The 1,824-nt window shown below is 36.8% G+C and carries 4 protein-coding genes; all 4 read right to left on the bottom strand.

The window, feature by feature from the left end; genetic code table 11:
- Nucleotides 1–359: N-acetylmuramoyl-L-alanine amidase (locus K6343_04475; GenBank protein ID MEF3245220.1), on the bottom strand; the 359-nt coding region annotated here is incomplete at its 3' end.
- Nucleotides 356–508, bottom strand: coding sequence for a YvrJ family protein (locus K6343_04480; GenBank protein MEF3245221.1), 153 nt, complete (start codon nt 506–508; stop codon nt 356–358). The genes K6343_04475 and K6343_04480, both read right to left, overlap by 4 nt.
- A gap of 54 nt (nt 509–562) precedes the next feature.
- The gene (locus K6343_04485) at nt 563–790 is read right to left on the bottom strand and encodes a DUF2922 domain-containing protein (GenBank protein MEF3245222.1); all 228 of its coding nucleotides are present in this window, start codon (nt 788–790) and stop codon (nt 563–565) included.
- A gap of 11 nt (nt 791–801) precedes the next feature.
- Complete coding sequence (locus K6343_04490) at nt 802–999, bottom strand: hypothetical protein (GenBank protein MEF3245223.1); 198 nt, start codon at nt 997–999, stop codon at nt 802–804.
- Nucleotides 1,000–1,824: the final 825 nt, after the last annotated feature.

Raw genomic sequence — 1,824 nt, forward strand, 5'->3', positions numbered from 1 at the left:
CTCAAAACATTTTCACTTTTAATGCCGTATTTTAAAACAAGTTCTTTTAAGAGTTTTACACCTGCATTAAATTGCTCTTTACTCATTAAACTTACTTCAAAATTTCCAAGAAAGCAAACTCCTAAACTTTCTAAATTTACCTTATAATTTGTTGCATGCCAAGAGGGCAATTCTTCAGGTTGTCCTTTAAAGATCTTTCCAGTTTGTCCTATCATATAGTGGTAGTCGCAAACATAGTTTGGAAAAGATACTTGCCACTTTTTTCTGTGGTTAAGCATAATTGCATCGGCAACAGCACTTCCATCACCTGGAGCTTCAGTTGCCGAATGGTGTAAAATTATATACTTTATATTTCTCATTTTTCTTTTCCAATTTCATCAATTAAACCTGCTAACTTTTCTACAGCATCGCTTAATCTATCAATTTTTGCACCAAAAACAAATAGTAAATATGTTGCAATAGCCATGGGAAACCCCACATTTTGGATAATTGTTATAATTTCGTCCATATATCTCCTCCAAAAAGTTGACTCAGGCTTTTTGGCCTGAGTCAAGCAATTCAACTATGGAATAAGGTCTGTAAAGTTCCTTTCAACAATTCCACCATCAACAAATTCAACGAGGTTTCCATTTTTAGTTAAGATGGCATTTTTACTAACAACGAGGTTGCCAAGTGCTTGTAGTTCGGCAGTAGTTATACCATCTTTTGGATTACTAAACTCCATTGCGTAGGTTTTCCCATTTTCTGTTTTAAAAACAAGTCTAACTACCTTTGTGCTTGTGTTAGCCATTATTTACCTCCTTATGCAGTATAAGTCTTTGAGATTCTTCTTCTAATAAGAGCAACAGGTTCAGCAAGAAGGTTTGCAATAGATGTTGCGATTTCATATAAATCGGCATCAGTTACGGTAGGTTTTATTCCTGTAACACTTTCTCTCCTTTTTTTGCCATTACTCTCTACAATGATGTCTAAAATTCCATTTTCCTCTAATACTGTCATAGTTTCCTCCTTCTTAAAATTTGAAGAGATCTCTTCACTGTATAGAATAAAAACCCTGTCGAAAAATCACCTAAAAAAAAGTAAAATAGCACCCTTTCTTGAGGAGAGTAGAAAGTTTCCCTCGATACTCCCCCAAAAGTATGATATCCTTCGTTGCTATCACTCCACTTGACTTCGTCAAGGAGAAGAGCGCAGGATGACTGCAATGTGTCATTCTGAGCGTTAGCGAAGAATCTCATCCGTTTATGCTTTCAGGGGGAGTCTTGAGAGGGGTGCCTTTTAACCCCTCAAATATGAGATCCTTCACTAAAGTTTACACTGAGCGAAGCGAACGTACTCAGGATGACAGGAAAAAGGGAATCAGTATGATATGATGGGGGTCATTCTAACGAGGCGACTTTTGCCGAGGAAGAATCTTATATTCGAGGGGGTGGAAAGTCCCCCTCGATGCTCCCCCAAAACATCAGGATCCTTCGCTTACACTTAGGATGACAAGGAAGGATGGGGGAGCCTTGGGGGAGTGTTCCCTTTAATTTCGAGATCCTTCGTCTCTACCGCTCCTCAGGATGACGTGGAAGGCTTGGGAGATAAGAAAAACTGCTTAGGTTGGCAAAAAGGCTCTTAAAATGAATAAAATTAAAAAGAACTTTAATAAAAAATTGAATTTCTGCAATATAATGCTATAATATGATAATTAAGAGGTGAAATAATGAGTCATAATCATACTCATGGTTTAGAAGAAAATCATAAAGATGTTCAGATTAGAGTTCTTGTTACAATTTTGATGAACTTAATAATAACCACTGCAGAATTTGTCTTTGGATT

Source organism: Caldisericaceae bacterium, assembly GCA_036574215.1.
Taxonomy (GTDB): Bacteria; Caldisericota; Caldisericia; order Caldisericales; family Caldisericaceae; genus Caldisericum.

Coding starts and splice junctions, on each gene's coding strand:
- K6343_04480 (MEF3245221.1), bottom strand. CDS start 508: ATGGACGAAATTATAACAATTATCCAAAATGTGGGGTTTCCCATGGCT.
- K6343_04490 (MEF3245223.1), bottom strand. CDS start 999: ATGACAGTATTAGAGGAAAATGGAATTTTAGACATCATTGTAGAGAGT.
- K6343_04485 (MEF3245222.1), bottom strand. CDS start 790: ATGGCTAACACAAGCACAAAGGTAGTTAGACTTGTTTTTAAAACAGAA.